This window comes from Rhizobium sophoriradicis (assembly GCF_003939025.1).
GTDB classification, from domain to species: Bacteria; Pseudomonadota; Alphaproteobacteria; order Rhizobiales; family Rhizobiaceae; genus Rhizobium; species Rhizobium sophoriradicis.
The window spans coordinates 78,797-101,798 of record NZ_RQIH01000018.1; the positions used below are offsets into that span (position 1 = coordinate 78,797).

Sequence of the window (23,002 nt, forward strand, 5' to 3'; positions counted from 1 at the left end):
TCGTCCTCGCGCGGCGTACCAAATTCTTCCCGCGCCGTCGCAAGGAGTCTTATGCAGCAACCCGTCAAGCTGGTATCCGTCGGCACCGCCGTTCCGCCACATGTCATCGACCAGCGTGACGCGGCGCGAGCCTCGCACACCGCGTTCTCATCGCGATTTGGCGATTTCGAAAAGCTGGCAAGGGTGTTCGAAACCTCGGGAATTCGGCGCCGCTATGCCGTCCGGCCGATCGAGTGGTATCTCGAGACGTCGGGATGGCCCGAACGAAACCTCGCTCATATCGAGGGCGCTGGTGCAATGTTCGTCGCCGCCGCCAGCAAGGCTCTCGTGTCGGCGGGCATTGCAGCAGGCGATGTCGACACGATCGTAACCGTCTCCTCGACTGGTATTGCGACACCTAGTCTGGAAGCGAGGGTAAGCCGAGAACTGGGCTTCCGGGACGATGTCGAACGGGTTCCCGTGTTTGGCCTCGGCTGTGCCGGCGGAGTCTCTGGGCTTTCAATCGGGTCACGGCTGGCGGCATCCCGGCCAGGCTCAGTCGTGCTGGTGGTCGCCGTCGAGACCTGCACGTTGGCATTTCGCATGGACAAGCTTACGAAGGCGAACATCGTGGCGACCGCCCTCTTCGGCGACGGGGCCGCCGCCTGCGTGGTGCGTGCTAGTGAGACCGGTCTGGCCGAGGTCGAACTTGCAGGCCAGCATACGTGGCCCGACACGCTAGACATCATGGGATGGAGCGTCGATCCGGAGGGTCTGGGCGTGATCTTCGATCGTGCGATACCACCGTTCGCCGAAACTCATGTGCTGAAGGGCGTAACGTCCATACTCGCCCGATCAGATCTTGCTCCTGCCGACGTTGACCGGTTTGCGTGCCACCCCGGTGGATCAAAGGTTATCACCGCCTTGGAATCGGCGCTTAAACTAAGCCAGGGAACCCTCGACCAGGAACGTGAGGTTCTCTCGGACTATGGGAACATGTCCTCGCCAACCGCGCTGTTCGTACTCGAGAAGCTTCTTGCGCAAGGACTACCCAGGAGAACTGTCCTGACGGCGATGGGACCGGGCTTCACCCTTAGCTGCCTCTCGTTGACGGCTGCAGCATGACCCGGCGATCATTCTCCAGGACGTTTTAAGATCGCATCGTTTGCAGAACGAACAGGACTCGAAACACGTAGCTGACGCTGCAAAGGCTGCGATTGCCGTGGGACACCCCAAGTCGAAGGCGAGGTTGCCACCTCGCACTCGAATCCTTTCTCTTGCGTGCCGGCGTAGCTGCGGCAGTATGGCTGGTGGTAGTCGCTACCCAATCCGGTCCTCTGTCGCACTAGGAGGAGCGTGCCCAGCGCCAATTCTGGATTTCCGGCAAGTCTTCTCCACGCTCCCGCACGAACGCCCGGTGCTCGTCGAGCTTTGCATGCAAGGCTGCCGTCACATCTGGCACCTTTTCGGCGAGGCCGGGCACGCGCGCGATCGGTCGCGATGTCTATCTGCGTGTATCTGAACCATGCGATCCAGCCATGGCACTGAATGTGCATCGGCAAACAAAAGCGGATTTACAACCAACGTTGTCAGATACGTCTCCCCCAAGCGGGATTGATGTCTCGGGGGCCAGTGTCTCTCGATTACGCCTGTCATCGATCGCCGACCTCGGCAGGCCACAAGGAGTGGGAAACTTTGATCTCCTACGCACTTTGCTCATCGCTTCCCATTCCTAGCTGCATTGAAGCGTATCTGGGGCAGAGTGACTTCAAATAGGCGCTTCAGCGGAGTCCACCGACCGAGGCACTGGATGTTCGCAACCAACTGCCGCTTTTCCGGAAGATGATGAGTTAAGGTGGCAGGAAACGGAATAAGACTGGTTGACGAGAAGCCCGGGAAAAACAACAGAAACTGGTTCGAAAGTTCTTGTTCGTTCATCAGCGCTTTTTGTTGGATTGTGAGAGCACGGATCCTGCCAACTGCTTGGTAGCAGTGCTGTATTTCGTGCTCGATAGAACCTGCGAAGCCTTGTCCTCCATCGCAGCTCCTGTCTGCTTTGAGGTGCCCGCCTGCAAGGGCTCTGTTGCAAGATCGACTCCGACTATGTCCTGATGTACCCGGCGATCCGCCCCGGCAGCTACGTCCTCATTTCCGTGACCGACACCGGCACCGGAATGACGTCCGATGTGATGGAGAGGGCTTTCGACCGTTCTTCACCGCGAAACCGACGGGCTCGGGAACGGGGCTTGGGCTGAGCATGGTCTACGGTTTCGCAAAGCAATCCGCAGGGCACCTGCAGCTCTACAGCGAACTTGGCGAAGGGACGACGGTGCGCCTCTTTCTTCCACGCGCCGACGCCGGAAAGGATTCTCATCCGAACGAGCAGCGGGCTGAGGAAGCCCCGCCTCGGGGCACGGAAACTATCCTGGTGGTCGAGGACGACGCGAGAGTTCGCCGAGTGACGGTCAGCCGCCTGCAGACGCTTGCCTACTTCGTGATCGAAGCTACGAACGGGATCGACGCGGTGAAGGAGCTGGAGGCGGGGCATGACGTAGCGCTCCTGTTCAGTGATGTGGCCATGCCGGGAATGAACGACGACGAACTGGCCCGGAATGTCCGGGAGCGCTGGCCGAGGGTGAAAATTCTCCTGACGTCGGGCTTTTCTGAACCCCATGCCGCGGACAAGGAGATCGAAGCGGGCGCCGGCTGGCTGAAGAAGCCGTACACTGCATCGGAGATGTCGACACGTCTCAGGCTGCTGCTCGCCACGAGGCCTAATAGCGATTCTGCTCGACAGCAGGATTTCAATTTAGAAAAATCAAACCCAAACCTCAATCGCGCTGCCGTTGCGGGGACTCATATCTTTCTTCGCGGAAGATCCCAGCCTACGTCGCCACCCAAGGTCGCTCTCCAAGAACATCAATGGTCGCCTTGTGCTCGCGACGGAGGCTCTGCAACGGGTGGTGCGGAATTTCGTTCCGAAGACGAGATCTGCGCGCAAGTCGATCAAGGAAATTGGGCTCTATGCGAAGGGCGCTCAGCGGCGCCCTTGCTGCTGAGTGTGGGCAGAGCAGTAATGTCTAGCCAATCCCGATATTCGATCACCCGACCGTCAGTCGGTCGTCGAGAGTGCTGATCCCTGGAGCGGACCATGCAGCGCGCTCCGCCGCCTGCCGTTCCGACCAGGTCTTCACCTTGCCGGAGAGGATTACCTTTCTGCCTTGGACGTCGATTCTGATTGCATCGGCCTCAAGAGCGGCGTCGCGCTGGAAAGCATCCTCGATGCGTTTCTTGACATCCACCGCCGTAATATGCGGCTTCAGCTCCACTAGGTTGGACACCCCTACTACGCCGGCGAGATCCCGCACGGCGTCGTAGGCCGCGTTCTTTTGATATTGCCACTCGACCTCTCCCCGCAAGGTGATCCACCCTTTGAGGACCCGCACCTGCACCGAATCCTTTGGCACGGAAACGTTCCAGTCGAGCATTTTGACAGCTCGCCGGGCGATGTCGTCGTCGTCTGTTTCCTTCGGCCCGAAAATCCGGACCTCGATATCGGCAGCTATTCCGCGCACGCCCTTGACGCGACTAACCACGCGCTCTGCGGCTTCTTTCTCCGCGTAGGTGCGCACGTGACCAGTCAGTGTGACGATCCCGCTATCGACCGCGACGCCGATATCAGCCGCGTCGATGCTGGGCTCGAATTCCATTTCGTCGAGAATGTTCTGTCTGAGTTGAATGTCGTTCATGACAACCTCCTTCAGGTTTGCGACGTGCCGATCGTGACAGCGCCGCAGATTTTCGTCGTTGATCTTCATCAAGCACGAGAGCGACCTTGGAATTTCAGCGGACAGAACACGGTCTGCGGGCTGCTACTGGGTCTGCACGTCAGCGGCCACGAAGAGGCGGTGGCCGTTCCTCACGACGGTGATGAGAGCACGGGCATGCTCCTTCACGAGTATTGAGAGGAGTTGCCCGACGTCCGTCACCGGCTGCTGGTCGAGAGCGACGATAACGTCGTCCGGCTGCAGGCCGGCCTGTGCCGCGACCGAACCCTCGGCGACGACGACGACGCGGGCGCCGGGACCATCGGGAGAGTTCGCCATCTCGGCGTCGGCGAGAGGGCCGCGGGCGATATGAATGGTACGCGAAGCAGCCGGTTCGGCAACCGGTGCGTCGGACACCACGGGAAATGCTTCTATCCTTCGGCTCGCGCGGTCGATCTGGAAGGACGGCTTGGACTGCAACGGTAGCGATCCCACAAGCCTTCGAACGTCGGACGCGCCGCGCACCGTCCTTCCGTCGACCATCCGAATGACGTCGCCCGGCTGAATTCCTGCATTTGCCGCCGGTGAACCCGGAAGGACTTCGCTGACCAGCGCGCCCGCCCCTTCATCGACGCCGAACGCCTTTGCGAGACCGGGCGTCAGGTCCTGCGTTAAAATTCCCACCTCGCCGCGTACCAACTTGCCGGTCAGGATGAGCTGCCGCATCACGATGCCGACAGTCTCGGCTGGGACCGCAAAACCGATGCCGATGCTTCCTCCGGCGGGGCCGATGATCGCGCTATTGATCCCGACCACGACGCCGTCCTCGCTTACAAGCGCGCCGCCCGAATTGCCGGGATTGGTCGACGCGTCCGTCTGAATGAATCCTTCGTACCCCTCCGATCCCACGGCACGGCGCCCAAGCGCGCTTACGATGCCCATCGTCGCGGTCTGGCCCAGGCCGAAGGGATTCCCGATCGCCACGACGACGTCGCCGACGTGAAGCGAGGACGCGCTTCCAAACTCGGCTTGAACAAGATGATCAGGTGGAATTTGAACGACAGCGACATCCGTCTCGGGATCGGCGCCGACAAGTTTCGCTTGGAAGCGTCGGCCGTCGGAGAGCGCCACCTCGATTTTTGAGGCGCTTGCTATGACATGCTGGTTGGTGACGATGTAGCCGTGGACCTCGTCGATGACGACACCCGATCCGGCCGATTGGAAGCTGTGCTCTGCCGGCGCAGCGTCGTCAGGTAGTCCGAAGAACTTTCTGTAGAAGGGATCAGCAAGCGTTGCATCCGCGTCGTCGAGTTCCCTGCCCTGCACCGAGATGCTGACGACGCTCGGCACGACACGCTGGAGCATCGGCGCGAGCGACAGGCTGTCTGCAACGGCTGGAGCCGACAATAGGCTCTCACCTGCGATGAAGAGCGCCGCCAAGGCGAGCAACGAACGCGACATCTCTGATCTCCTTGCGGAAGCGCCGCCGGTTGTCGGCGGACGTCTTGACGAAGAAGCTTTTGTGTAGCGCAAGCAAAGCGCATTGATCCTTGTCAAGGGGAACATCGGCTACGGAACGATCACGGCGGCTCCAGAGACACGGCCTGCGCGCAGATCGTCGAGAGCCTCGTTCGCATGCTCGAGGGGGTAGACGCTGGTGAAGCATCTGACCCCTGCCGCCTTCCCGATCGAGAAGAATTCCGCCCCGTCGCTCCGCGTCAGGTTCGCCACCGAGACGACCCGCCGCTCGCCCCAGAGCAGACGATAGGGCATGCTCGGAATGTCTGACATGTCGATGCCGCCGCAGACCAACGAGGCCGGACGGAAGTTCACGCTTGATCTTGGCGCCGTCTGGACCGGGTTTTCCGGTGAAAGGCCGCCGGTGCCGCTCGACGCCGCCATCATCTTCGCGCCGGCCGGCGAGCTCGTGCCAATGGCGCTCGACGTGGTGCGGAAGGGCGGAACGGTTGCCGACCGGCAAAGATCTCGTCTTGAATCAGAGCGCCCGCGCGAAACGCGGGTGCGAGGTGAAATTAGATGTGGCGCTTGGATATAGGCCGCGTAGATATGGCATGTGGTGCTCCGATTGTGGGATGCGGGTTCGGCTCGAGCATCGACGGTCATTCCGTTCTGACTGCACTGCGTCCCGACACGGCCGTGACGGCAATGCCGTAGAAGACATGAGGAGAGCCATCGGGCATGGGGAACTCCTGGGGCTTTATAGAGCCGATTTCCCACCAGTCCGAATACTTTTGGAGAAGACCACGCGTGGAGCCGTTCGCTTTGTCGCGCCTCGCTGTCAGGAAATTCCTCGAACCTGCCTTCGACGACGATGCTCGTCCACCCGCCGGCGCTCGAACGCTGCTCGATGTGTAGGCAGACCTTGTCGTTCCCCGCATCCAGTCGAGCTTCTTGCCGGGCATGGTGAAGCTATAGGCGACGCCGTTGGAAAAGGCGAAATAGATCGCCGCCACGTAGAGCTGCCCATCCTTGCAGCATGCCAGATGACCGAAACGCTCGTTCTCCAGGATGCGGTAGCACTCACCGGGGTTGATCTCCGTCAGATTGATCGTCATGGCCGTGTCCTCCAGCTTCGATGAAGGCGCGATTATAGGAGCTTCATTGCGCCGCGGCCTTGACCAAGCGCAATGCGAACTCTCTCAGCGGCATGCATCATGACGGAAGTTAAACCTCAGGAGGCAAGCATGAAGCCGCAGTTCCATCTCCCGTTGTCGACCTATCCCGACGCGAGTTCCTTCGCCATAATCGACAATGCTATCGGCCTCGCTAGGCAGAATGACGCCCATCTCGTCGCCAGTATCCCACAAGTCCGGATCCCCCAGGTCCATCCGCCCTTTCCCACCGTTATCGATGTCGAGACATGGCGGGGACAAGCAGAACGGTATAGCCGGGACAGCGGGACTTCGCTGCGGGGACACATCGCCGACGCTATTTCGGAAACTGGCTTCGAGGTGCGAATCCACGGATTCGAGGTCAGGGAACCGTTCGTCTATGAACGCTTTTCTGAAATTGCCAAGTGCTACGACCTTTCCATCGTCGAAGCCTCGGAGCTCTCCCGGCAACTCTCCGAAACGCTGCTATTCGGAAGCGGCCGTCCGCTCGTGCTATTTCCAGCCACCAGCGTCTACTCTCGTGTGGACACGATCGCCGTCGCCTGGGACGGCAGCGCCACCGCAGCGCGCGCCCTTTCCAGCGCACGGGTCTTCATCGAACGCGCGATCAAGGTGCAGGTCATCTCGATCACCGACGACAAGGAGATCGACGAGGCGAACCGCGCCCTCCTGATCTCTTCGTTGAAGCATTCGGGACTCGACGTGGATGACGTATCGATCCAGGCAGGCGGCGAGACCGCGACAGGCGCCATCCAATCGGCCGCGCTGGAACGAAAGGCGGACCTTCTGGTCGCGGGCGGATTTGGCCATTCGCGGCTTCGTGAGTTCATCCTCGGCGGCGTCACTCGAGAACTTCTCGTCAAGGCCGAGCTACTAGTGCTTCTCGCCCATTAGAGGGCGCGAAGGGCGTTTAGAATGACCGCGACGTCGATGGCCTCCTAAAGCAATGCCCCGCCGACTGGCGGAAGGTATTGAAGCCGGTCTTCGAGCGTGATCGTGCCAGCCGGCGTGCCGTCAAACACTACCTTGACACGCATTGCGCTGCCTGACCCGTTAGGCGTCTCCTCCGACGCCGACGCGCACGCCATCGACGATTCCGGATCCCGCGGTCTCGGTCACCTCCGATGGGCGGCTCACTCCCAACCCACGTCTATGCGCCTCGTCCACCAGCGCGCGTCCGACCACATGGCCCGACGCCTGGTCCAGCGAGGCGGCCAGCCGCAGGATCCTGTTAGGATGCTCCGATCCCTCGATGTGGCCGACTTCGGGCTGTCCCGCGGTGAGCGTCCCCGTCTTGTCGAACACCGCCACGGTGGCCTGGACGAGTGCCTCGAGAGGTCCCGCACCCTTCACCAGAACGCCCTCCTTCGCAAGTGCGACGGGTACGGCCAGGATCAACGGACAGGGCGTGGCGACGACCAGCACGGCCACGATCCTTGACAGGTCTCCGGACATGAACGCCGAGACGCCTGCAATCGCTACCGTGGCGAACAAGAACCACACCGAGAACCGGTCGGCCAGTCGCATCAGCTTCGCCTTGGAGCGCCTCGATGCTTCCACGAGCCTCACTATTCCGGTATTCCGGCATAGGTGCTGTCTCGGCGCGACTTAGAACGCGGATTTCGATCACGTCCCCCTCGTTCGTAGCGCCACTTGAAATGTTGCCATCCCTCGCGATGCGCACCCTTAAAGGCTCTCCGGTCAGGACCGCCTGGTCGATCGTCGCGACTTCGCTGACGAGAGCCCCGTCGGCCGGTACGACGTCGCCCTTGCGTATCAGGAGCACGTCGCCGACCGCGATCTTCTCGATTGACCCCCTTGCTATGTAGATCAGCGCTTCGCCTGCCCGGCGCTGGCCGGGGCCAGATCTGAGACCGTGCGATGCAGATATTCGGCACAGGACCCCGCAGGACCATATTCATCTTCATTGTCTTCACGACTTCGAATCAAATCAACTGCTTAGCCTTGAAAGACGGCCTATTCTCCAAACGGAAGTTCAATTTCTTCGCCGTTTCTTTTTCCGCCCTCGGTCAGGACCGTGTTGAGCCGCTCGGCATCTTGTGCTGGCAGCATTCCCGCCCCGGTTCGAATACCTTCTCGCCATGTAGGCCCGCGCCTCCATGCTTCGTTGTAGACGAGCGCCAAGTCGGTAGATCGCCTTGTCTGCTGCAGCGCTTCGAAGAGCAGCGCAGCTTGTCGGATGTCCTTCTCACGCTTCGCCGGCCCCTGCCCGTCCGTGTTTCGGCGGCTGGCGACTATTAGCTTGTGGACGGCATACCGGGACGGATCAGGGACGACGACCGGAACACCGCTTCGGTGGAGCAGCATTGTCCTGACGGGTTCCCTTATGAGGAAGTCGAGAAAGCGCAGTGGATCCGCGCTGGCGCCACCAAGAGCGGGCATCTTCGCCGGCTGATCGATGTAGTCATCCGAACCACGGTTCGACGTCAGGAACTCAACCCTGTAGCCGTCGGCATTCTGAAACGCTGACGATACCGCGGCTCCCGATCGATGTGGAACTGGACGAAAGCTGGCGTCGACGCCCTGCAGCAACTCAAGGATCGGAGGCAGACTATCTTCGACCTCCCGACTGATGGCATAGTCCTGGGCGATGTCAGCATCGCCGGTCAGGATCGCAGCCATGGGAAGACGGACACCGAGCAGTCCTGAATAGCACTGAAAGGCCACCGTGCCTATGAGAATACCCCGGAGCCGAAAGAGACCGCCATCGGCAAGAGCCTCGACGATATCGCCCGACATGGCGTCAGGGGCGATCATCCCGCCTTCGCGGGTCAGGGTATTTACCAAGCGCCTGCGAGCGCGTAGATCGTCCTTGTCCCGCTTATGATCAGCTACGCGCTGTGCGATAACCGGATCATCAGCGGAACCGACGTAACGACGTTTCGTACCACCATGTCCATCCGGGATGTCGAAATACCAGTACTTGCGCCCCTTGATGTTTGCCGGGGTGAACCGACCCTCCGGAGGGAAATCGGCCGTCCAAGCGGCGTCGAGCGAGCGCTGACCGAGCTCAGCGAGCATCGTCTGATACATGAGGTCGATGGACTTCATAGCTCGACTCCAGGGTTATACTGTTTTTCAAAAACAGTATAACGGTCGTGAGGATAGGTCGCAAGATAGGATGCCGCCTCTATCGCCTTGAAAGGACACCTGCAACAAGCTTAAAAGGCAGGCAGCGCGTCACGCTCATCGTTCAAACCGCTCCAGCATTTTTCTCAACTGCGCGTTTTGCAACGTTAGCTTTCTGGCCAGCTGATCCCTGAGCATCCTGATCTCGTCATCGAGGCTCATCCCGTTTGCAGTTTGGATAAATTGGGGATCGTCTGCAATCGCCACCGCTTCCTTGCTGCGGCTCCTTTGCTCGCGCGGTGCGACTCGGCAATTCGCTTGAGCCTAGCGGCATCATTCGCAGCGGTGACGTCGAAACCAGTACCACCTGATATAGCGGGATCAGCGACCTCCACGATTTCGGCAACTTCGCCGTCGACCTTGTCGTGGACATCGCTTTCGGCTTCTTCGGAATGCACAGGCTTGAGGGAAATTGCACCGGGTTGACCGTGACGAGGTAGCTCCGCGCCTGCCGGCCGACCATCGCTATTCAGGCTGTCCTCGGCAGGCGTTTCAGTCGGACCAGAACTAGGCAACGCCTCCGGCGAAACCTTCTCGGTCGAGCCGCTTTCTCGCTTTTGTTCGCGTCCCGGTGAGACCAGTCGGGCAAGAAATTTCCAGGGAGACGCCATCTATCCGACCTCGCGTTTTATCCCGCAAGCAGGCAGTAAGTCTTCATTCCGGCAACAGCTCACCGTCGCCAAATTTTATCTCTTGATAAGCATGGAAATGCGGCCGGCGATTGACCAGCTGCTTTTATCAATCGAGCTTGAGCCGTTTGCGCAGATCGGCATTTTCAGCGCGAAGTTTTTCAGCCAGAAGCTTGCGCAGCCGCTGATTTTCCTCTTCTAACTGCAGGAGGTCCGCCATTTCATCGATCGCTGTCATCGGCGCGGCAGGCGCCGGCTGCACAGCCTTTGGAGCGCGGCGCACCGGTGCGCGTTTGGCACTCGCCGCAGCTTCGACCACCTTTGTCTTGCGCCCTCTCCTCTTCACACCACCGGCGCCGGCCAGAGCAGCTGCTGGCTCTGCCGTAGTGTCAGCTGACGCGGTTTCGAGTGCCGCGGCTTTCTTGGCCCTGGGTTTGCGCTGTTTCTTCGGCGTAATTGGCGTTTCGACAACGGCCGGCACATCGGCACTGGTTGCAGTATCAGTCTCGTCGGCCATGCTCGTCTCCTGTGTATCTGATGCAGTTGTCGACGGCTCAAGAGGCGGTGTCAACAACGACTCAGCCTGATCTGGTTTTGGTAGAGAAATTTCGCTGTTGGATTTGCCACTCTGAGAGCTATCCGACAGAAACGGCATTGCCTCTTTGTCTAGGTCGCGAGCGACGGATTTTAGGTCCACGTTGCCCCAGATCGAGTTCGACCTAGTATCGAGTTTTCGTCTGCCGCTTTTGTACTCGACGGCAAAACTGCGTTGCACTTTTTTCAATATAAAAGCCCTTGAAAAATTCACGGGATGATTTGGTGATAGGGTGGTGTATCCGAAATAACGATTACCGGACTGCCCGTCTATAGCCACGCTCGAATGTCCACCTCACCTTTCCAGGAGCAGAATTCGTGGCCAGTCGAATGGGGGATGAGACGGGTGAGGCTACATTGGCCCTGAACGAAGTCAAACCGTACTGATTCAAAAGTTGCACGTGGGCAACTTATCGGCGAGCTTCCTTGTTGTGCATCGCCGGAGTCTTAAAAGATTTTAACTGCCGAACCCTCAATCGAAGAAGCAATGCGCCTGTCAACCTTGTCTTTCTTTGCTCGCCTGCCGGGCCAGTTCCCTTCGATCCATTATGCGATCTTCCTGGCCCAAAACGTGAACTCCATAGCAACAAGCCGGCCGCTGGCCTCGAAAGCTCTCCCAGTACCAGCGACGTAGGAATGTCCTGGGCCGAGCGGATTGCGACTGACCGCTAGAGCCAATATCGGTGCGCCGGCGGAAGCTTCATGCGTGCGAGCCCTCATTCTTTTGGATGACTTTCCGCGCATCGTAAAAGCGTCATACTATCTTGGCGGGAAATTCGGAGAGGGGCATGCATTATCGCCAAAGGTCGGTGCTGTCTGCGGCACCTTGGCTGATCATCGGAGCTGCCGTAGTAGGCGCTTCGAGCGGTGTAACTGTTGCAGACTTCGAAAAGCCGGAACTGCTAATCGCCGCCCTGCTTGTCGGCCTTATCATCGGCATGTCCGTTGAGCAGTTCCTAACCAGGACGAGCAGACAGGCGTGGCGCGAGAGAAACAGGTCACGATCGGAGGAAAGGCGCTGGAACGAGCGCATCATACAGGAACCCAGGCTTCAGACGCCAGCTGCTGAGCCATTGCGTCCAGTCGACGCCACGGATCAACTGCGTATTGTGATGCGCTCCAATTTCACCATTCAGCCATTGTTGAACAAGAGCGAAGCCCGGGTGTTTCGGGAACTCGACAGCGTCGTGATCGGCTGCAATTCCACCTGGCAGGTGATGGCTCAGGTTTCGTTGGGCGAGATCCTTCGAAGTGCCGACCCAGACGCCTACAGTTGCATCAACTCCAAACGTGTCGACTTGCTCCTCGTCGACGGCAATTGCCAACCGAGGCACGTCATCGAATACCAGGGCGGAGCACACCACCAAGGCACCGCGGCCGCGCGTGATGCGGTAAAGAAGGAGGCGCTGCGACGCGCCGGGATCGGCTATTATGAGGTGGTGGCTGGCCAAACGACGCCGTCGGAACTCAGGCGATTGGTCGAGAAGCTGGTGGACAACCCGCGTGTCACTTAAAGCGATATCATCACAAACCTATGCACGGCCGAGCCTCTTCGACAGGAAGAAACGATTGTCTTGCCGCGATGTAATTGAGGCACACCCGGAATGATCTCCGATCTCCAGGCGGTTCGCGAAAATCTGTTTCCGGCCAGTCGCGCAGCGATCGAGGACTTGCAGGCGTTCCCTTGGCATCGTGATCGAACCAATCGAATCCAAGCCTACAAGGCGCATTCGTCGCAAGCCATCGTAATCGATGTACTGCCAGAACTTTGTCGCCATCCCGCAACGTTCCGGGCGATGAGCCTGATGGCCCTTGAAGGCACCCGGAATTGCCAGCGAGGCGCACAGGCCGGCTCCAGTCGCTCCGCCCAGATGTAGACGGCGACAATTGCCATGAGTGGCAGATGATGCGACGGCGCAAGCAAGGGCAACAGCATCAAGCCCCAACAGCTTGCAATGCACCAGAGACCGTGTGTCATCCCCCATGCCAGCACATTTTCATAGGCCGCCGGCGGAAAGGCGGCCAGGCTGGGGCGGCGATGACACCGGTTCAGGGCGACCTGCTTCCAGGGTGAAATCTGCCAGATAAACGCGATGATCAGGCACGCGACCAGAGGCAGGGCGGAACTGGTTGAAGCTAGGCGCAGCGTGATCGCGACGCCGAGGAGAGCAATACCCGCCACCATCCATGTACCGAGATAACTGACGACAAACAACAGCTCGGCCCACGGCCGCACGCGCCAGAAGCTGCGCTCGCGCACATGCCTCAGTGGAACAGAGAGCGTCGGCAGCATCATTGCCATCACCATCATCGCCCAGCTGACGATCAGCTGCAAAGGTGAGACGTAACTGAAGAAAAAGGCATAAGTCTTCGGTGAGGGAGTGGACCAGACGAAAGCAGCGGAACAGATCGTCGGCATGGAGGTGCTGTCGCCGCCGACAGCCAGGGGAATCCATGCCGAGCCGGCAGCCAGTGCGAGTGGCGCAAAACCGCGGCGCCACTCGCGCACCGCAGGAGAGGTGCTGCGCAAGACGCTCACTCGAATTGCCGATAGATGCTGATCCGGCCGATTTTGATATTCGCCGCATCCGGGATGTTTTCGAGCGGGACGAAACTTACCGGCAGGCGGGCGACATCAAATTCGCCGTCGAGGTGCATTTTATCGACAATGTCTGTGATTTCCAGCTTGTATGTGATGCCGTTTCCGGAATGTTTGCCTGCCGGATCGCTCGCCTGCGTCACGCCAAAGAGCGCGACACTGCCCGCCAGATATTTCTTGTTCCCGGCGGGATCGGCCCCCTCGGGCAGCCCGACATAGACCTGGAATATCACGGCGTCATGCACGCCGGTGACATTCTCGAGATTGAGAAACACGCGGTCGGGCGCCGTCGGGGCGATCCTGTTGGCGCTCAGGCTTTGGCTCACCCTGGCCCTCGCATCCGGCTCGACCTTGACAGAGCTGCGCATAGTGCCGCTGCCGGCGAGCGACATGCCGCTGTCGCTGGCCGCGACCAGTTCCACCTTGTTCTGTGTCGGCATGTCTAAACCTCTTGTGGCAGCAACGGAACTCCGCGCAATGCCCAGTCTCTCCATGCGTGCGGCGACGGTGACGATCGGTCCGGCCTCCGCGCCGGGTGTCAGGTCGTCGTATTCATAGCCCAGACTGGCCAAGTCCTGCATTTTCGTCGGAGTATAAACCCATTTGGTCTTATCTGGGTTCGGCATTGTAAATTCGCGCTCACCGATGCTCGCCGGCCCATCCAACCATTTGGAGTCTGTCGGATTTTGCCAATCCGTCGGCGAAGTAAAGGGTTTGCCTGTGGGAAATTTGTTCCAGCTCTCCCACAACCGATCGATATTGCAGTGATGTAGGTAAAAGATAGGGTCGAGCGCTGCCGCGGTCGGAGTCGACATCAGGCCCGGCAATGGGCGCCCGGCCTGAGGCGAACCTGGCGGAAACACCAGGGTTGGGTGACCACCACCAACCAGCACATGGATGATGTTGTGCGGATCCGATTCGATTCCGCCGCTTTCTTCGCCGCTCCAGCTGAAGCCCGTTTCAACGCCACCGAATCCGGCACTGCCCCCGCCGCCGGGTCCGGCAAATTCTGGATCCTGCATCGCATTCAGGTTGGTTTGCGAGCTGACGTCGAATGGTGTGCTGCTGCTGAGCACCCCCCACCGCTGTTCGACAAACAGCGGATTGTCTCCGGTGCCATCCGGCCAATTGGCCGTGCGGAATGCCGGCGGCAGGACGTCCTGATCGGTTCCGAAATAGTTCCAATAGGGCAAGGCCCAGCTGGCGCTTGGTCCGTTGAGCAGTTCGATCTCGTGCCGGAGCATATTTTCCAGAGCCAGGAGATACCCGCGATGCCAGGGCAGGAAATACCAGCTCTGGTGCTGACATTGGTCGAGATAGGTCGACGTGTCGGATGCATTGGGGTCCGCATCGGCACTGTCGGTGATCTGATAGAAATCCCAGAGCCCGCGCCACATCCCATGAATCGCCGCATAGAAGTTCCAGCTTGTCGGATCTTCCAGCTTGCGGGCCTTCATCGCCTTGACGCCCCTTGCATACCAGAGGATCGGGTCGGCCCAGTCACTTCCCAACTCAAAGATATTCTCCCGTTTGCGCATCGCACTGTCCTCTCAGGAAACGATCGAGAATTGCTGGCCGCAGACTGCACGCGACCACTCAGGCCGGCCGCATCAAACGCGCACCGCATAGAACGTGGCCGTATAACCCGCGGGTGACTGACCATTGGAGTGGGTCACTGTCCGAATAACCGTACCGACGATGGTGTCGATCTGGTCCACGCCGTTCGGCCAGCGGGGAACGGGATAGCCGAGATAGTCGTAGACCCATTCCTCGTTGTCGATCATGCCGCGCCCCTGCCATTTCAGCGTCGCCGGCGCGCCGTCCGTGGCAGCCCCGTCGAGGGAAAGAGACCAGCCGGTTCCGCCAAGAGAACCGCCGATCTTGCCGGGCGCAGGCTCGGACAAAATCAGCGTTCCCGCGCCAAAGCGCAAACTGTCGAAAGATGCGGAAAGGTCGGGGTTGTTCACCAGGCTTCGATAACTCCAGATGCCGGAAAAGCTTATCGCCATGATAGTCCTCCTTCGGTGAAGCATGCTCAAATCATGTGGCGAGCGGCAGAGGGTCCCCCCGCGTCAGGCGATGCCGACACCGTCGAATGACGCGTCGATCGCCGAAATCCGTCGCGCAAGCTGAGCGGATGGAGCGGTCCTGAACAAGGTGCGTGCCGCACTGACGACAGCCCGACGACTGTCACGGAATTGCGAGGTGCGCGAGAGCAGCTGCGTCACCGCGACATAGAAGACCGCGGCGACTTCGTCTGGCGTGAAGACCAGACTGCCGCCTTCCTCCGCCACCAGCATGAGATAAGCCGCCTTGTTATGGATACCGCTGTTGACATGCACCCCTCCCCAGTCGCCATTCTGAGTGACCGGCATGATCCGATACTGGTTCATATGTGCAGGCTGGCCCCGCGACGCGGGATCGGACATGTCGCGGATGGGACCGCCGCCTCGCGCGAACCCCTGCCCGAGCCTCCAGTCCCATTGGCGGGGATCGGGATTGCCTCTATTGGCGATCAGCATGCCGAAAATATCGGAATAGGATTCGTTGAGCGCTCCGGATTGCGCTGCATATTCGAGGCGTGAGGTATTGTCGGTCACGCCATGGAACATCTCGTGCCCGACGATATCGAGCGCGGCGGCCAGGGTGAGAAGCTGGTTGCCGTTGAGCACCTGGCCATAGACCATTTGGACGCCATTCCAATAGGCGTTGAACCACTGGTTTCCACCGGGGCTTTCGCGCATGACGACGCAATTGATGCTGGCGTTCATCGGGCCGCCGCGATTGTCGATATTATTCCTCAACACGACTTCACGGAGGAAATGCGCGACGGCCGCCGCATTTGCATGCGCGCTGACTGCGGCAGGCGGCCAGGCAGGTCCTATTTCGTCCCCCGGCAGCAGGGCATCGTTGACGTTCGGATCCCGAAAACGAAAGTCGAAGGTCTGGATATTGTTCACCGTGTCCTTCAGAACGGCGCGGGCACCAATTTTTTCGACATTTATGGTCCGTTGAACATTGCGGGCGTCGAAGGCGAGCTGCTCCTCGGCGGCCATTGTCGGGGTACGCGGTAATTCCGCAATCACCCTCCCGGTATTCGCATCCACCACGTAGTCGAAATAACGCGGCCTCAACGGACCGGATCCGGCACTCTCCGGCATCGTCACCTCGACGTCCTCGAAAATATATGCCAGATGCCATTTGTCCTTCTTGGCCTCGTAATAGAAACTGAGACGGGGCGCGACACCGGCGATCTTCTTCTTGAACTGGCCTTTCTTGTCGACCGCCGACGCCGCTCTGGTGGCCGAAATCTTCGCCACAGGCGGAACATTGGTCGGCTCCCCCAGCGCCGAATTCAGGCTCACGAGTTTGTTGTCGTCGTCCAGCTCCACGGTCACCAGCGACCCGTAGACAGGGATGTCGTGGAACGCCTGGCGAAATTTGACGGTACGGGTATGGGTCAGTGGAACCGTTTCTGTGCCGATAACCTTGAATTGAGAGTCAGCGTTTTCTGCAGACGGCGCAGTAAAGTCGGGGACGCTATTGCTTGTGAGCGCATGGCCGAGATATCGACGGGCCGCAGTCTCAGGGTCCACCACCTGTGTGGCAGCAGGCTCAAACGCGAAGGTCGGGAGGTCAGACTGTTCTTTAGCGAGAGCGGCGAACATAGGAGCCGATCCGGCGTCCGATACGTGCATCGAAAAAGATTTCATCCCGTTTCCGGGCCTGTGTGACTCTGCCATGGCAAATCCCCATCCCCATAGAGGCAGCCGCGTCGCAGGCGGCACGCCGGCTATGCAGTGTTGCTTCGGTCAAATCCGATATCGCTCACACCCTTCTAAATCGTTCGCGGAGGTATCCATGCTCGTCGGCTCGCCATCTGTAGCGCACGTCCTGTTCGTTCTGCCCGCGTCTACGGTTCAACGCCAAAGTCACAAAAGCACAGCATGCTCCGCGAGTAGGGTCACGACATAGTCGCGTCCCCCTCCGAGAGAGGATCCGGAAGAACTGAAATGGTGTGGATGCCCTTATAACGATAGGTTTTATTAAAACACGAACGCAAGCAACCATCAAGAGCTTTATCGTTCATAGTACAATTATTTCATGCACTCATTATTACTTGTAGGGACGATGGATCCATAGGTGTGCAGGTGGCCGCATTAGGCCTTGCAGGGAGAAAACGCGCACCAGCCGCCTGGATGAGAATCTGCATTGGTCGGCAAGGCGGATTTAGGCTCAGAGGCGGGTCTGGGAGAGCAGGCAACTTGCGAGCACGAGCAGCTTGAGCATGATGGCGACGAGGAGATCTTGGCTATTTTTCCTGCGGCTTTGAATGTGTTTGCTAAGCGAGCAAGAGCGGGGGGACTGAACCGCGCCGGGTTTGCCGGAGACCGTTTGGTTTAAGTTATGCGGCCATAGCTGGTGCGTCCAGCATGGCGTAGTATCGTTCTTCTGCCTCTGCTGGCGGAATATTCCCAATGGGTTCCAGAAGACGGCGGTGGTTGAACCAGTCGATCCATTCGAGCGTGGCGAACTCCACGGCTTCGAAGTTGCGCCATGGGTCCTCGCCGATGGATGACCTCGGCCTTGTAAAGACCGTTGATCGTTTCGGCGAGAGCATTGTCGTAACTGTCGCCAACGCTTCCGACAGACGGCTCGTGCCCGCCTCCGCCAGCCGTTCGGAATAGCGAATGGACACATATTGCGAGCCGCGGTCGGAATGATGAACCAGCGCGCCACGTTTAACGGGCCGCCGATCATGAAGCGCCTGGTCGAGGGCATCGAGCACAAAGCCCGCATGGGCCGTTCGGCTTGCCCGCCAACCGACGATACGGCGGGCGAAGGCATCAATGACGAAGGCCACGTAAACGAAGCCCTGCCAGGTCGCGACATAGGTGAAATCGGATAACCACAGCATGTTCGGCGCTGGAGCGAAGAACTGTCGGTTCACCCGGTCGAGCGGACATGGAGCGGACTTGTCCGACACGGTGGTTTTGACTGGCTTGCCGCGAATGACGCCTTGAAGCCCCATCATTCTCATAAGCCGAGCGACGGTGCAGCGGGCGATGTCGTAACCTTCTCGCTGCAACTGCCGCCAGACTTTGCGCACGCCATAGACCTGGAAGTTCTCGTTGAACACCCGACGTATCTCGACTTTCATGGCAATATCATTCCGTTCGCGGGCCGATAGGCGGTCCACGTCCATGCGCTTGGCGATAACCTCATAATAGGTGGACGGGGCAATCGGCAGCAGTCTGCAGATCGGCTCGACCCCGAGCACCGAGCGGTGTTCGTCGATGAAGGAGATCATCGCTTCAGTGGGCGGTCGAGCTCCGCCTGGGCAAAATACGCCGAGGCTTTGCGTAGAATCTCATTCGCCTGACGAAGCTCGCGGTTCTCTCGCTCCAGAGCCTTCATCTTCTCCGCCACGTCACTCGGCAAACCTGCACGCTTGCCGCTGTCGACCTCGGCCTTCTTCACCCATTCATGGAGGGTATGCGCCGAGCAACCGATCTTGGCCGCTATCGATGATACCGCCGCCCAGCGGGGGGGGGATGTTCGGCTTCATGCTCCGTCACCATCCGAACGGCGCGGGCACGAACTTCAGGAGAGAATTTGTTCGTCGTCTTGCTTGTCATAGACCCTACTTCTCACGAGTTGGGGGCTCCGGCAAACTCGGCGCGGTTCATTCTGACAAGACCTCCATACCTACGACCCGGCCCGTGAAGGGCTTGAGCCGCTAATCGAAAAGGTGTGGAGTTATTGCGAGGCCAACGGGATCGCCGCGAAGACTGTGACGCTCAAGTTGAAATATTCTGATTTCGCCCAGATCACCCGCAGCAAAACGGTTCCCACACCGCTGCCGGTAATCGCCGACCTGAAGGAGATCGTCAACCTTCTGCTGGTGCCGATCTTTCCGCCCCGAAAGGGCATTCGCTGTGTTCCGGCGTGCAAATTTGGCCTAAAGCTCGTCAATGCCAATGATTGTCGTGGTCGTGGTGCGCGCCGGTCAATGCGTTTTTGAAATAACGGTTATAGTATTCGAGGTCGACGTGATGCACCTGTATCCACACGCCGGGAACATGAATTGCATCGACATGCGCGGGGAAGCGACCATGGGTATCATATATGTACTCGCAAATGTCCGTCACGCACTCAATCACGTCGCTACTGTACTCGGCGGCCTCGGTTAGGTAACGATCGCCAAAGTCATCCTTGTAAATTCCCTTGAAAAGGGCCGCATCCTTGTAAATCCCCTGTGAACCAAACTTGGCCGAAACCACTTCGTCCACGGCTTCTCTCATGTTTTGATAGTTCGGGGGGGACTTCGCCTTGATAAGGTCGCGGTCTCCCAGTCGCAGACCAACCGGATGTGCCCTGAGGCTGCTGTATTTCGGCAGCGGCACCTGCCAGCGTAAAATGTCGAGCAGTCGCCATTTCGGCACAGCGAAATCGAAACCTAGCATCGGACCGTAGCTGTCCCGGAATTTTGGATCGCCGAGCAGTACCGGCGGGCTGATGGAGGCGTGAATATAGGCTCCTAGGCCCATGGCATCAGCGACCAACATGAGATTCTGGAGCAATAAATCTGCTTCGATCTGGGTCCGTAGGCTACCGATGACGCCGAGCGGCACCTTGATCTCTTCGTTGAGAAATCGATTCTTGACCCATTTTCCTACGCCGGCCCTAAGATAGAAATTACGATCGTCAACGATTGTTGGTCGGTGTCCTTCGGGCTGTGTCAAGAGATACATCAGGCCGTTAATATATTGATGTGACAGGTCTACGACGGGAAAAAGCACCGTCGTGCCGGGCAGGTTCGACAGCAAGCGATTGGAATCGAGATAGGCGGGGAATTCGCGGTTTGCCGTATCCAGTCTGCCATTGCTAATTTTCACTTTCGCTCGTTTGGCATGTGCGATTAGTGCCTCCGGTTCGAACGATAATGGTGGGGTGAACGGAACCCTGTCGATGAAGTATGTGCCGGTATCGTTGATGAGGAAGAAATATGTCCCTTGGGCATTGTCGGGGCTGCCGGCCGTTCGCCCTTCCATATGGACATTCGGCTTTGCCATTACGAACTCGCCGGTGACAGGATCCTCAAACGGCCTGTCCGGCATTGTAAGGCCGGTAAGGCCAGTCATGGCGATTAAAATTGCCTCTTCGAGGTCGGTAAGTGGCACCGGTTTTTGGGTGGATTGATAGGTCATGGTGCCTGCTTTGATCAGGGGAACACCTCGGCCGATCCGGTGCGTACGCCGTTGAAGAATCGTCTGGATTAATGGGCGCTCGAGCAATCGCTCAAAACCGGTTTTGTTTGTCTCCTCGCTGCTCATGTTTCCTCCCCAGCCTCCGAATGTGGCGTCGACGACCCAGCTTGGCCGTCTCAGTATTGGACGGCGCGCTCACGTACCCACAGCCGAATGGCCAGGGATAGCGAGATCACGGCCGCAAAAATGATCCCAAGAATATGAACCGGACCACTTCGCAAAAACAGGAAGGTGGTCGCGAATATTAGAAAAGTAAGCGTGCGTACAGCGATCTGGAAGCGCGCCGCGGGCGGGGTCCGGCTCGGCGCAAACCATAGAAGCAAAACATCCAAGCCCCACAGGATAACGAGCAGGAAATTTATGCTGGCAATGGGAATGCCCATCTGCACGAAGGTGTCCTTAAGCCCGTTGAATATTACGAATATGGCCCAATAAGCGTGAACAAGAAAAAGCAGATAAGCGAAGGTCCAGAACAAGTGTACGACGTTGGCCATGCGTTGGGAGAGCGTGCGGTAGGGATAGAGCGCCAAGCTCGGGAGAAGCATGAGACTTGTCACCCAGATAGTGGCTTTCGTGCGACCGAGATCGACGTCGTCCAGCGTCGTCTCCGGCCAGAGGAGCGCAAGAACCAGCAGTACGCCAAACGTCACGAACGCCAGCGAGAACTGCGGCAGAGTTATACTGTTCGGAGGCATGGCCTTCATGGGCTCGTTCCTGACGTTAGAGCATTTTCAAATAGTCAAGCAGCGCGGCAAGATCGTCCGGATTTCGTTTCGGGTCGTCATAGGCCCATGGATAGTCATGTCCCCTGTTCGAGTTGCCGATCTGAGTCGTATCGAACGTGAAGTAATTTCGATCGTCAGCGCTTTCCGGAGAGCGAAAGCCGACGTCGGCCGGATCGTAGGTGTTATCGCCCCGATAAAAGACATCTCTACGCTTCCTGAGATTAATCAGTTCAGCCAACGTCATGACACTGCCGTTATGGAGGTAGGGGGCACGCAGGAACATCCCGTCCAGCGGCGCGTTTACGTAGCCCCTAATGGATGTCTCCTCCTCTTGTCCACGCTGGGGCCAAATATCCTCTCGCTTAAAATGGAACGGGTGCTTGTCGGGGAAGAGCGCAAACATTTTTTCGGCGAGAGGTCCATAATGACGAAACCGCACGCGTTCCGGATCGGTGTTGAGCTCACCGGCCGGCACGACTTGGCCGGTCTTCTCGCCGTTGACCCAAGCCCCGGTCGAATCCCGATCGCCGTGGCAGGCGGCGCAATATTGCCCGTAGACTTTGCGCCCCTGCAGGATACGTGCAGGATCGATCGAGGCCGCATCTTCCGGGAACATGTCGGAATAGCGCAACGGACGCAACGTCTTCGTGAAATCGCTCGCTTTGCGGATATTGTCGGCAATTTCCGGCTTAGCCATATTAGTGACCGTGGCCCCGGCTGCGAGCGCCGCCAGCGAACTGCGGGCATATATGTCGCCGATCGACCCATCGAACTGGGCGCGCGCGCGATGATCCTCCGAAAAAACCGTGGCAATCTTCGTGTAGACGGGCATATCGTTGCCAGGCCGGTCGAGCACAGTGCGAACGAGAGTGCGAAACGGTTGGGTACGTGTTGGACCCGTCGGTGTTACGTCTGCATCGCGGGATCGGTAATTTCCGATCGGTTCGTCGAAGCGCGGCAATCCTGCCTCGATCCGAGCGCGAACCTGGCGAAGCCATAGCCCAATCAACAGGCGTTGTATCGAGCCCAGCGTTTCACCCGTCTTGGCTCTATACGAATCGCAAATGCTGTCGACGGTCAGACGATAGGGCCGTTCCATGTCCGTTTCGCCATCTCTTTGCGGCTTCACCCTGGTCAAGACCGCCGCCTGAAATGCATCGATCCAGGCGAAGAGATTGATCGATACGCTGCCTGGTCCGTAGACGACGACGCCCTTGCTCTCCTCACTTTTGCGAATTCGCGTGGTGTGGCAAAGAGCACAACTGAAGCCGACGAACGGGACAGGCGACGGCGCCGCGGAACCGGGGCGGTAGTTGCTGGTCGCAAAGCCGAGTGGCAAACCGTTATTGGCCTCCGGGTTGTCATACGGCAAGAACCCGAATTGCTTCACCCAATCGCCGGCATCCGCACCGGCCGGCTGAAAATGCTCGGGAAACAGGTCGGGCAGTACCAAAGCGACCGGTAGCGGCATGAGTTCCGTGCCGATGGTGCCATTTTCGAACGCATCCTTTGGATCCCGGATAGTTGGATGCACCCAGTCGCCTTCGAGCCTGATGAATATCCCCGTTGCAACAAGAGTGATGAGTACAAGCAGGTTGACGCTCACCAAGAGGAAGCGAAAGAGCCGGTATAATCTGTCGCGGGAAATTGGCATG

General features: G+C 58.8%; 17 protein-coding genes, 7 pseudogenes and 1 other annotated feature. Of the genes and pseudogenes, 7 read left to right on the top strand and 17 right to left on the bottom strand.

What is annotated here, in order from left to right; all coding sequences use genetic code 11:
- Positions 1-51: 51 nt before the first annotated feature.
- Complete coding sequence (locus EFR00_RS26770; RefSeq protein WP_008534153.1) at positions 52-1,104, top strand: type III polyketide synthase; 1,053 nt, start codon at positions 52-54, stop codon at positions 1,102-1,104.
- Between the two features lie 220 nt (positions 1,105-1,324).
- On the opposite strand, the gene EFR00_RS33180 is transcribed toward EFR00_RS26770, so the two are convergent.
- Positions 1,325-1,462, bottom strand: coding sequence for a hypothetical protein (locus EFR00_RS33180; protein WP_257784652.1), 138 nt, complete (start codon positions 1,460-1,462; stop codon positions 1,325-1,327).
- A gap of 774 nt (positions 1,463-2,236) precedes the next feature.
- On the opposite strand from EFR00_RS33180, the gene EFR00_RS26780 reads away from it, so the two are divergent.
- Positions 2,237-3,115, top strand: coding sequence for a response regulator (locus EFR00_RS26780; RefSeq protein WP_016737392.1), 879 nt, complete (start codon positions 2,237-2,239; stop codon positions 3,113-3,115).
- Here the strand turns inward: EFR00_RS26780 and EFR00_RS26785 are convergent.
- From EFR00_RS26785 to EFR00_RS26795, 3 genes and pseudogenes are all read right to left on the bottom strand, one after another.
- On the bottom strand, positions 3,081-3,728 hold the full coding sequence (locus EFR00_RS26785) for a BON domain-containing protein (protein WP_012489422.1): 648 nt from the start codon (positions 3,726-3,728) through the stop codon (positions 3,081-3,083). The two genes, EFR00_RS26780 and EFR00_RS26785, sit on opposite strands and share 35 nt — an antisense overlap.
- Positions 3,729-3,851: 123 nt before the next feature.
- A complete protein-coding gene (locus EFR00_RS26790; RefSeq protein ID WP_016737390.1) occupies positions 3,852-5,207 on the bottom strand; it encodes a trypsin-like peptidase domain-containing protein in 1,356 nt (451 codons plus the stop codon).
- 108 nt (positions 5,208-5,315) lie between these two features.
- Positions 5,316-5,558: pseudogene (locus tag EFR00_RS26795) on the bottom strand (alcohol dehydrogenase); the annotation flags it as partial.
- 16 nt (positions 5,559-5,574) lie between these two features.
- Here EFR00_RS26795 and EFR00_RS33675 point away from each other — a divergent pair.
- Positions 5,575-5,715, top strand: a pseudogene (locus tag EFR00_RS33675) (alcohol dehydrogenase); the annotation flags it as partial.
- Between the two features lie 151 nt (positions 5,716-5,866).
- On the opposite strand, the pseudogene EFR00_RS26805 reads toward EFR00_RS33675, so the two are convergent.
- Positions 5,867-6,322: pseudogene (locus EFR00_RS26805) on the bottom strand (pyridoxamine 5'-phosphate oxidase family protein).
- A gap of 129 nt (positions 6,323-6,451) precedes the next feature.
- Here EFR00_RS26805 and EFR00_RS26810 point away from each other — a divergent pair.
- Positions 6,452-7,273: a universal stress protein gene (locus EFR00_RS26810; protein WP_008534144.1), complete on the top strand. Its 822-nt coding sequence runs from the start codon at positions 6,452-6,454 to the stop codon at positions 7,271-7,273.
- Positions 7,274-7,350: 77 nt separating this feature from the next.
- Here the strand turns inward: EFR00_RS26810 and EFR00_RS34085 are convergent.
- The 4 genes and pseudogenes from EFR00_RS34085 to EFR00_RS26830 form a co-directional block, all read right to left on the bottom strand.
- A pseudogene (locus EFR00_RS34085) lies at positions 7,351-8,189 on the bottom strand (HAD-IC family P-type ATPase); the annotation flags it as partial.
- 167 nt (positions 8,190-8,356) lie between these two features.
- Complete coding sequence (locus tag EFR00_RS26820) at positions 8,357-9,451, bottom strand: nucleotidyltransferase family protein (protein ID WP_012489416.1); 1,095 nt, start codon at positions 9,449-9,451, stop codon at positions 8,357-8,359.
- Positions 9,452-9,586: 135 nt separating this feature from the next.
- A pseudogene (locus EFR00_RS26825) lies at positions 9,587-10,140 on the bottom strand (hypothetical protein).
- 127 nt (positions 10,141-10,267) lie between these two features.
- Complete coding sequence (locus EFR00_RS26830) at positions 10,268-10,942, bottom strand: MreC domain-containing protein (protein ID WP_008534132.1); 675 nt, start codon at positions 10,940-10,942, stop codon at positions 10,268-10,270.
- Between the two features lie 598 nt (positions 10,943-11,540).
- Here EFR00_RS26830 and EFR00_RS26835 point away from each other — a divergent pair.
- Positions 11,541-12,266 carry a DUF2726 domain-containing protein gene (locus tag EFR00_RS26835; RefSeq protein WP_016737385.1) on the top strand — a complete coding sequence of 242 codons (726 nt, stop codon included), beginning with the start codon at positions 11,541-11,543 and terminating at the stop codon, positions 12,264-12,266.
- A 203-nt stretch (positions 12,267-12,469) separates the two neighbouring features.
- Here the strand turns inward: EFR00_RS26835 and EFR00_RS26840 are convergent, their stop codons facing one another.
- The 4 genes from EFR00_RS26840 to EFR00_RS26855 all read right to left on the bottom strand — a co-directional run bounded on the left by EFR00_RS26840 (position 12,470) and on the right by EFR00_RS26855 (position 17,139).
- The gene (locus tag EFR00_RS26840) at positions 12,470-13,291 is read right to left on the bottom strand and encodes a DUF2182 domain-containing protein (RefSeq protein WP_016737384.1); all 822 of its coding nucleotides are present in this window, start codon (positions 13,289-13,291) and stop codon (positions 12,470-12,472) included.
- A complete protein-coding gene (locus tag EFR00_RS26845; protein ID WP_016737383.1) occupies positions 13,288-14,889 on the bottom strand; it encodes a tyrosinase family protein in 1,602 nt (533 codons plus the stop codon). Before EFR00_RS26845 ends, EFR00_RS26840 begins: the two co-directional genes overlap by 4 nt.
- A gap of 72 nt (positions 14,890-14,961) precedes the next feature.
- Positions 14,962-15,354 carry a hypothetical protein gene (locus EFR00_RS26850; RefSeq protein WP_029532339.1) on the bottom strand — a complete coding sequence of 131 codons (393 nt, stop codon included), beginning with the start codon at positions 15,352-15,354 and terminating at the stop codon, positions 14,962-14,964.
- Between the two features lie 69 nt (positions 15,355-15,423).
- The gene (locus tag EFR00_RS26855; RefSeq protein ID WP_125462014.1) at positions 15,424-17,139 is read right to left on the bottom strand and encodes a M4 family metallopeptidase; all 1,716 of its coding nucleotides are present in this window, start codon (positions 17,137-17,139) and stop codon (positions 15,424-15,426) included.
- 424 nt (positions 17,140-17,563) lie between these two features.
- On the opposite strand from EFR00_RS26855, the gene EFR00_RS26860 reads away from it, so the two are divergent.
- Positions 17,564-17,755: a hypothetical protein gene (locus EFR00_RS26860; protein WP_016737380.1), complete on the top strand. Its 192-nt coding sequence runs from the start codon at positions 17,564-17,566 to the stop codon at positions 17,753-17,755.
- Between the two features lies 1 nt (position 17,756).
- Here EFR00_RS26860 and EFR00_RS26865 read toward each other — a convergent pair.
- Positions 17,757-18,990, bottom strand: a pseudogene (locus tag EFR00_RS26865) (IS3 family transposase).
- Positions 18,588-18,704 (bottom strand) — a sequence feature (AL1L pseudoknot). It overlaps the preceding pseudogene by 117 nt.
- A gap of 56 nt (positions 18,991-19,046) precedes the next feature.
- Between EFR00_RS26865 and EFR00_RS26870 the strand changes: the two are divergent.
- Positions 19,047-19,289, top strand: a pseudogene (locus EFR00_RS26870) (DinB/UmuC family translesion DNA polymerase); the annotation flags it as partial.
- Between the two features lie 34 nt (positions 19,290-19,323).
- Here the strand turns inward: EFR00_RS26870 and EFR00_RS26875 are convergent.
- From EFR00_RS26875 to EFR00_RS26885, 3 genes are read right to left on the bottom strand one after another with little or no spacing between them, the layout of a single operon-like run.
- Positions 19,324-20,688, bottom strand: a complete 1,365-nt coding sequence (locus tag EFR00_RS26875) for a hypothetical protein (protein ID WP_016737376.1) — start codon at positions 20,686-20,688, stop codon at positions 19,324-19,326.
- 50 nt (positions 20,689-20,738) lie between these two features.
- On the bottom strand, positions 20,739-21,326 hold the full coding sequence (locus EFR00_RS26880) for a hypothetical protein (protein ID WP_009991263.1): 588 nt from the start codon (positions 21,324-21,326) through the stop codon (positions 20,739-20,741).
- Between the two features lie 16 nt (positions 21,327-21,342).
- On the bottom strand, positions 21,343-23,001 hold the full coding sequence (locus EFR00_RS26885) for a c-type cytochrome (protein WP_016737375.1): 1,659 nt from the start codon (positions 22,999-23,001) through the stop codon (positions 21,343-21,345).
- Between the last annotated feature and the right edge of the window lies 1 nt (position 23,002).